The sequence below is a fragment of the Embleya sp. L77 genome, from assembly GCF_055557415.1.
The window spans coordinates 788236-796323 of sequence record NZ_CM145710.1 but is presented as its reverse complement, the minus strand read 5'-3'; the positions used below and the strand labels follow the sequence as shown (position 1 = coordinate 796323).

Genomic DNA, 8088 nt, shown 5'->3' with positions numbered 1-8088 from the left:
ATGCGAACATTCGCAGCGCCGGCCTTCGCCCGCCGGCACACCGCCCGCCGCCCCGGCCCCGGCCGGTTCGCCGCGGCCGGGATAGCCGTGGCCCTCGTGTTGGGCCTGGCGGCCTGTGGCGACGGCGACGACAAGAAGGACTCCTCCGGCAGCGGTCCCGCCCCGGCGCCGGCCTCTCCCGGGGCGGGCGGAGCGGCGCCGACGTACCCGATCACCATCACGCACAAGCTTGGCACGACCACGATCAAGAAGGCGCCGAAGCGCATCGTCGCGCTGGGCGAGGGCGATCAGGACGCCGCGCTCGCGCTCGCGACCAAGCTGGCCGGCATGGTCGAGACGACCCCGCCGGACGGGGTGGCTCCGTGGGCCAAGCCCAAGCTGGGCGGGGACAAGCCGCAGATCATCACGATGGGCGAGAACGGCGCGCCGCTGGAGAAGGTGCTTGCGCTCCAACCCGATCTGATCCTGGCGAACACCGACTACTGGGTCGAGCAGGAGTACGACAAGCTCAGCAAGATCGCGCCGACCACGGCGTTCGAGACCGGTCCCTCGCAGGACAGTTGGCAGCAGGTGACCCGGCAGGTGGGCAAGGCGCTGGGCAAGTCCACCGAGGCCGAGAAACTGGTGATCGACCTGGAGGCCAAGGTCGCCGGGGTGGCCAAGCGCCATCCGGCGATCGCCGGCAAGTCGTTCGCGCTGACCAATGCGCAGAACGCGGGCACGGTAGCGGTGCTCAAGGATCGCTCCGACACGTCGGTGAAGCTGCTCGCCGGGTTCGGGATGACCTTCCCGGACAACCTCGCGGGACTGCCGGGAGCAGGATTCGCGGCCGAGTTGAGCATGGAGCGGCTGGACGTGCTCGAAGTGGGCGTGTTGCTGAGCAACTACAACGGCGACGACGTGCTGCGCAAGGCGATCGAGGGCAATCCGCAGTTCGCGAAACTGAACGTGGTCAAGCGCGGCTCGTACGTGCCGCTGGACTCCAACGACTTCTGGGCCCTGCGCGCACCCACCCCGCTGGCGGTGGAGTACGTGGTCGACAAGATCATGCCGCGAGTGGATGTCGCGGCGCAGGCCGCGAAGAGCTGAGCGCGGCGGACGTACCCGCGGATGGGGGTGCCGTCACCGGTCGGTGTGCGGCAGGCGGACGACGGCCGTTCCGCGGTCGAGATCCACGGTCGTGCGGTTCGGGAGCGCCCCGTCGTCGGGCCGAGTGATCGCCGGTAGTCGCGCGATGTGCCTGGGGGCCTCAACCACGCTGCGGCGCAACGGAGTTGGGGCCCCCACGCCGAGATGTCGGTCGGGTCGGAGCACGGCGATGGTGGTGCCGGCGATTCGGCCCGGCATGCCGGTGCCGGCACGCCGAGCCACGGCACCGGACGACGCGACCTCATCCACCAAGATCCACCGGACACGGCCCAACCGCTCGGCAGCGTGCGCAACACCGGTGCTCTTCGCTCAGTTCTCGGTGGCGGCGACGAGGGACCGCGGTCGCATGTCGGTCCAATGGTTCTCGATGTGTTCCAGGCATTGCGCTCGGGACGCGGGACCGTGCTCGGTGCGCCAGCCGTCGGGCGGGTCGAGGAACGCGGGCCACAGCGAGTACTGGCCCTCGTCGTTGAGCAGGGCCAGGAACGTCCCGGAGTCGTCGTCGAAGGGGTTCGTCACGGCGGATCAGCCTTTCGTGGTCGTCGTGTTCGTCGTCGGCGGGCCGGCGGGGGAGTCGGTGGGGGATCGGTCGGCGGTGGGGACCGGGTCGGGCGCCCCCGGCGTCCCGGCCGGGACGGCTGTCGGTGTCTCGTCCGCGATCGGCGCGGACGTCGGTCCGGTGGCGCGCAGGGCGGGCAGCGCGCCGGCGACCGCGAGGACCGCGGCGACACACGCGACGCCGCCCGCCACGAGGGTGGTGCCCGGGCCGAGCAGTCGGGCGACGCCGCCGGAGAGCGCGTTGCCGGTGGCCGGGCCCGCGGTGGCCTGGGCCAGCCACAGGCTGCCCACCCGGCCCTGGAGCCGGTCGGGCGTGTGCTGCTGGAGGAGTGCGCGGCGCAGGATCTCGGAGATCGTGTCGGCGCCGCCCGCGAGGGCCAGCAGGAGCAGGCCGAGCCACAGGTGCCGGCTCAGGCCGAACGCGGCGATCGCCGCGCCCCAGAGCGCGGCCACCACGATCAGGGTCACCCCGGGGCGCCGGACCCGTCCGATCCAGCCGCTCGCCAGCGCGCCCAGGAAGGCGCCCACGGCGGGGGCGGTGTAGAGCAGGCCGACTGCGGTGGGCCCGCCGTCGAACACCTCGTTGCCCATCTCCGGGAACAGCGCGTACGGCATCGCGAGGACGACGGCGGCCAGGTCGACGAACATGAGTCCGCGGATGACCCGGTTCGCGCGTACGTGCCGCAGGCCGTCCAGGATGGCCCGCACCGGGTGTCGGGCGGCGGCGTGATCGGTGTCGGCGTCCTCCTCGTCGGGCCGGGGGCGCAGGTGCGGCAGCCGCCACAGCAGGGCCGCGCCGAGCAGGAATCCGGCCGCGTCGATCAGGTAGCACACCGCGACACCCGGGCCGGCGGCGATCAGGCCCGCCAGGCTGGGACCCACCATCGCGCCGAACTGGGTGGTCAGGGTGAGCAACGCCCCTGCCGCGGCCAGGTGTTCGCGTCCGGCGAGGGCGGGGGTGACGGCCATCAGTGCGGGCGCGCCCAGGCCGCCGGCGATGCCTGCGGCGATGGCGGCGAGGTAGACGAACCACAGTTGCGGCTCGGGGGCGAGGGCGTTGCCGGCCAGGGCCAGGACCACGACGGCGGAGCCGGCCCGGGTGGCGAGGATCAGTCGGCGCCGGTCGGTGCGGTCGGCCAGGACGCCGCCCGCCAGCAGGCCCACGCACAGGCTGACGCCGATCACGAGGTTGACCAGCCCCACGTGCAGCGAGGAGTTGCCGAGGTCGTACACCTGGATGCTCGCGGCGACCGAGGTCAACGCGGTGCCGAGCATGGACAGGGCGGTCGCGGTGAACAGCAGTCGGAAGTCGCGGTTGGCCCGCAGCGGTGTGACGTCCACCGCGATCTCGCCCAGACGCACGGATCAGCCCTGTCGGGAGGAGGTCACCGGGCCGGGCGTGGTGGAGGTCCCCGTCATGGCTCGGGGCGCGGTATCGGCCTCGGGGGTGGGGTCCGGGCCGGTGTGGTCGTTGATCGAGGCGAGGATCTCGCCGGCGCGGACCGCGATGTTGGACAGGAGCGTGGAACCGAGGCCATGGGTGTGCTCGGTCCCGCCTTGCAGGTAGATCCCGGCGTCGAGCGGGGGTTCGGTGACCACCCGGTAGTCGCGGCCCAGCCGGGGGCGCCCGTACTCGTCGCGTGCGCAGGCGTCGGCGGTGTCGCCCAGGAGCGCGAGCCCGTCGCCCGGGCGGTAGCCGGTCGCGTACACGACCACGTCGGCGCGCAGCGTCTCGGTCTTGCCGGTGGGCAGGAACTCGACGTCCACGTGGGCGGCTTCGGGATCCTCGCGGACCTCGACGACCCGGGTGGCGTGGCGGATGTGCAGGCGCTGCCGGCCCTGGACGCGCTCCTCGTACACGCGCCGGTACAACTCCTCGATCAGATCGCCGTCCACCACCGAGTAGTTCGTGTTGCGGTGGTATTCCGTCAGTCGGCGTTTGACCTGTTCGGGCGCCTCGAAGTAGTGGTCCACGGCCCCGGGATCGAAGATGCGGTTGGCGAACGGGCTGTCGTCGGCGGGGGAGTAGCCGTAGCGGCTGAAGACGGCGTGCACCTGCGCGTCGGGGAAGCGCCGGTGGAGGTAGTCCGCGGTCTCGGCGGCGCTTTGGCCGGCCCCGACCACCACCGCGGTACGCACGTCGGCCGGGTCGAGGGCGGCGACGTTGGGCACGAGGCGGGAGTTGTGCCACACCCGAGCGGTGACGCGGACGCCATCGGGCAGGTGCGGGGTCAGGCCCGGGGCGAGGACGACGTTGCGGGCGCGGTGTACGACGGGGTCGTTCGCGACGGCGACGTCGAAGGCGGTGATCCTGCCGTCGGTGACGACGGGTTCGATCGCGAGGACCTCGGCGCCGTAGCGCACCTGGTGGGCCACCCGGGCCGCGGCCCATTCGAGGTAGCCGTGGAACTCGGCCCGGAGCGGGAAGAACACCTTGTGGTTGACGAAGTCGACCAGGCGGTCGATCGAGTGCAGGTAGGCGACGAAGCTGAAGTCGCTGGTCGGATTGCGCATCGTGGCCAGGTCCTTGAGGAACGAGACCTGCATCGTCGCGCCGTCGACGAGCATGCCGCGGTGCCAGCCGAAGGCCGGCTGTTTCTCCAGGAACAGGGCGTCCATCCGGTGGTCCGGGGCGGCGAGTGCGTTGTGCTCCTCGATCGCGACGGCGAGCGCCAGGTTCGAAGGCCCGAATCCGACCCCCACGAGGTCGTGAACGGTCTTTCCGTCGTGCCGAGATGAGGTCAATGCACGCGTCCCTTCCGGGGGGTGGCCTCGAAGGGCACACAGAGCACTTACGGCCTTCCGTAGGCGAGGCTAACCTAACTCCGTCGGGTGTGACCAGAGGTCGGAGCCGGTGTTCCGGCTTCCCCGACCTGCCCGGGTGCCGAATCGCGGAGGCTGCGGGGTCCGACCGGGTCGAGGGTGAACTCCTGCTGCCGGACCGCGCTTTGGGGTGCGGTCCCCGACACGGGCGGGCTCGCGGCCTGCGTTCGGCGCGGCTCCCGGGCTCGGTTCCGCCGGACACGCCCTAGCGACGGCCGCCGAGAGGGATGACCAAGGGGGTTCCGGCGATGGGGCATTCGATCACTGCGGCGCGCAGGTCGAAGACCTCCCGTACCAGGTCGGGGGTGACGACCTCGGCGGGTGGTCCGGCGGCGACCACGCGGCCGTCGCGCATGGCGATCAGGTGGTCGGCGTACCGGCACGCGTGGTTGAGCTCGTGGATGACCATCACCACCGTGCGACCCTCGGCCCGCCCCAGCTCGGCCACCAGTTCCAACACATCGACCTGGTAGGCCAGATCGAGGTAGGTGGTGGGTTCGTCGAGCAGCAGCACCGGAGTGTCCTGGGCCAATGCCATGGCGATCCATACCCGTTGGCGCTGGCCGCCGGAGAGTTCGTCGATGGCTCGTCCGGCCAGGGTGTCCACGCCGGTGGCCGACAGTGCGGCGTCGACCACGGCGTCGTCGGCGGAGGACCACTGCCGCCACCAGCGCTGGTAGGGCGTACGACCGCGGGCGACCAGGTCGCGCACGGTGATGCCCTCGGGGGCGGTCGGCGACTGCGGGAGCAGCGCGAGTCGTTGGGCGAAGTCCCGTCCGGACAAGCGGGCGACGCTCTCGCCGTCGAGGAGGACGGTGCCCTGACGCGGTTTCAGCAATCGGGCCAACGCCCGGAGCGCGGTGGATTTTCCGCACGCGTTCGGGCCGACCAGGGCGGTCACCCGGCCGGCGGGGATGTCGAGGTCCAGGTCCCGGGCGACCACGCGCTCGCCGTAGCCGAGGGTGAGCGTTTCGGCGCTCATCCCGGGAGCGGGTGCGCGGGATGTCGCCGGGGTGGTGGGGGAGCCGGGGGTGGTGGACGGGTGCGGCAGAGTCGACACGGGGCCGGACTCCGGGGCCCGGGCTTCGTCTTGCGTCGCCGACTCGCGGTGTTGCCTCATGTGCTCCGCATGTTCGGTCGGTTCGGTCCGTTTGAGCTGTTCGGTCCGTTCGGTTTGTTCGGTTCGTTCGGTCGAGCGGGCCGAGTCGCTCGGTTTCGTCGGCCGGGTCGGTGTGGCCGGTGCGATCGGTGGCGTCGGCCGGGCCGGGGCGGTCGGTTCGGTCGGCTCCGGGCCGTCCGGGTGCCCCGTCGGCCTGGTCTGCTCTGGCGCGGAACCCACGTCAGCCTCCCTTTCCGGCCCGGTTGTTCCGGGCGAGCAACCACAGCAGGTACGGCGCCCCGACGGCGCCGGTGACGATGCCGACGGGGAGTTCGGTGGGAAACGCGGTCCGTGCGACCACGTCCGCCAGGACCACCAGGGCCGCGCCGACCAGGCCGCTGACGACCATGGGCAGCCCGGGGGTACCGGCCAACCTGCGGGCGATCTGCGGGGCGGCGAGCGCGACGAAGACCACCGGCCCCGCGCACGCGGTCGCCGCCGCCGTCAACGCGGTGGCCAGCACGAGCAGGGCGATCCGCGAGCGGGTGACCGGCATTCCCAGGCTCGCGGCGGTGTCGTCGTCGAACTGGAGCATGCGATACGGCCGCGCGAGCGCGATGGTGGCCGGCACCAGCACGACGAGCGCATAGCCGAGCCAGCGCACATGGGTGTACTCGCGTCCGTCCAGGCTGCCGGTCAGCCACGAGGTGGCCCGGGTCGCGGCGTCGATGTCGACGCGCGCGAGCATCCAGCGGGTGGACGCGGCCAGCATGCCGTTGACCGCGATGCCGACGAGGACGAAGCCGTAGCCGGAGATGGTGCCACCGCGAAACGCCAGCAGGTAGATGGCCGCGGCCGTCGCGAGCGCGCCGATCAGCGCGCCGAGCGGGACCGCGCCGTAGGTCGTCGACTGCGTCGTGCTCACGCCGCCCAGCAGGATCGCCAGGACGGCGCCGGCACCGGCACCGGCGGTGATGCCGATCAGGTCCGGCCCGGCGAGCGGATTGCGGGTCACCGCCTGGAAGACCGCCCCGGCCATCCCCAGCGCGAGCCCGACCAGCATCCCCACCAGGGCGCGCGGTAGCCGGAGTTCGTGCACCACCAACTCGGCATCGGCCGGTCCGGCCCAGAACAGGCCGGTGACCACGTCACGCCATCCGAGCGGGTAGTCGCCCAACGCGAGCGATGCGATCAGCCCACCGAAGACCACCGCGAGCAGGGCTACGACCGCGACGAGCGTGCGCGGGTGCACGGCGATCCCGAGCGGGCCGCGCTCCCACCGCACGACGTGCGGTACGCGCCGGTCGGTTTCGATCCGGGCGGTCTTCATCCGGAGTGCTCCCCGATTCTTCCGCGCCGGACCAGATGGATGAGGAAGGGCGCCCCGAGGAAGGCGGTGACCACGCCGACCTCCACCTCCGTCGGACGCGCGATCACGCGCCCGATCACGTCGGCGAGCAGCAGCAACACCGCGCCGGCCAGCCCCGAACACGGCACCAACCAGCGGGCGTCGGGCCCGGTGGACGCCCGCAGCACGTGCGGGACCACCAGGCCGACGAACACGATCGGTCCGGCGGCGGCGACCGCCGTGCCGGTCAGCAGGACCACCGCGAGCGCGCCCAGGGCCCGGGTGGTGCCCGCTCGGGTGCCGAGCGTGGTGGCGAGTTCGTCGCCCAGGGCCAACGCGTTGAGCCGGCCGGTCAGGCCGAGCGCGAGGCACACGCCGACCACGACGAACGGCACCAGGAACAGTGTGGTTTCGCTGTCCCGGCCGGCGAGCGAACCGACCGCCCAGGACCGGTAGCGACCGAGCGAACCGGGGTCGCTCAGCACGAGTGCGCTGGTGCCGGCCTCCAGCAGGGCGCTGACCGCCGCCCCGGCGAGCGCGAGCTTGGCGGGCGTCGCGCCGCCCACGCCCGCGCCGCCCACGAGATAGGCGATCGCGCCCGCGATCGCCGCGCCCGCGAAGGCGAACCACAGGTAGCCGTGCGATCCGGTCAATCCGAGCAACCCCACGCTCGCCGCGACCGCGAAGGCCGCACCCGCGCTGACTCCGATCAGTCCGGGATCGGCCAGCGGGTTGCGGGTCACGTCCTGGGCGACCGCACCCGCCACGCCGAGCGCGACGCCGACCAGGAGCCCCAGGAGCGTACGGGGAACCCGCAGGTCGCGGATCAGCCCGGCGTCACCCGCGCGTTCGCCGCCGAGCATGGCGAACACCTCGCCGGGCGCGACGTTGCGGGTGCCGATGGCCAGGGATGCGAACAGTGCGCCGAGCAACAGCACGGCCAGGATCACGAGCAGCGCGAGCCGACGCGAACGGCCGGACCCGGCCCGGGCGTCGGGCGCGGCGCCGACGACGGACGGAGCATCGGGGGAATCGACCCGGAGAGACACTCCAGTAAGGTAAGGCATGCCTGACCAACTTGCCCAGTGTGCCCGGTCACGGCGGCAGCCCG

Annotated in this window: 7 protein-coding genes; 1 reads left to right on the top strand and 6 read right to left on the bottom strand. The window is 72.5% G+C overall.

Annotated features, from left to right (window positions below):
* The gene (locus ACZOOI_RS33600; RefSeq protein WP_465283334.1) at window positions 1–1089 is read left to right on the top strand and encodes an ABC transporter substrate-binding protein; all 1089 of its coding nucleotides are present in this window, start codon (window positions 1–3) and stop codon (window positions 1087–1089) included.
* A gap of 369 nt (window positions 1090–1458) precedes the next feature.
* Here the strand turns inward: ACZOOI_RS33600 and ACZOOI_RS33595 are convergent, their stop codons facing one another.
* The 6 genes from ACZOOI_RS33595 to ACZOOI_RS33570 all read right to left on the bottom strand — a co-directional run bounded on the left by ACZOOI_RS33595 (window position 1459) and on the right by ACZOOI_RS33570 (window position 7927).
* Window positions 1459–1668, bottom strand: coding sequence for an MbtH family protein (locus ACZOOI_RS33595; RefSeq protein ID WP_391583519.1), 210 nt, complete (start codon window positions 1666–1668; stop codon window positions 1459–1461).
* Window positions 1669–1674: 6 nt separating this feature from the next.
* Window positions 1675–3069, bottom strand: coding sequence for an enterobactin transporter EntS (entS, locus tag ACZOOI_RS33590; protein ID WP_465283333.1), 1395 nt, complete (start codon window positions 3067–3069; stop codon window positions 1675–1677).
* A gap of 3 nt (window positions 3070–3072) precedes the next feature.
* The gene (locus ACZOOI_RS33585) at window positions 3073–4452 is read right to left on the bottom strand and encodes a lysine N(6)-hydroxylase/L-ornithine N(5)-oxygenase family protein (RefSeq protein ID WP_465283332.1); all 1380 of its coding nucleotides are present in this window, start codon (window positions 4450–4452) and stop codon (window positions 3073–3075) included.
* Window positions 4453–4735: 283 nt separating this feature from the next.
* The gene (locus ACZOOI_RS33580) at window positions 4736–5512 is read right to left on the bottom strand and encodes an ABC transporter ATP-binding protein (protein WP_465283331.1); all 777 of its coding nucleotides are present in this window, start codon (window positions 5510–5512) and stop codon (window positions 4736–4738) included.
* 358 nt (window positions 5513–5870) lie between these two features.
* Window positions 5871–6959, bottom strand: a complete 1089-nt coding sequence (locus ACZOOI_RS33575; RefSeq protein WP_465283330.1) for a FecCD family ABC transporter permease — start codon at window positions 6957–6959, stop codon at window positions 5871–5873.
* On the bottom strand, window positions 6956–7927 hold the full coding sequence (locus tag ACZOOI_RS33570; protein ID WP_465284205.1) for a FecCD family ABC transporter permease: 972 nt from the start codon (window positions 7925–7927) through the stop codon (window positions 6956–6958). Before ACZOOI_RS33570 ends, ACZOOI_RS33575 begins: the two co-directional genes overlap by 4 nt.
* Between the last annotated feature and the right edge of the window lie 161 nt (window positions 7928–8088).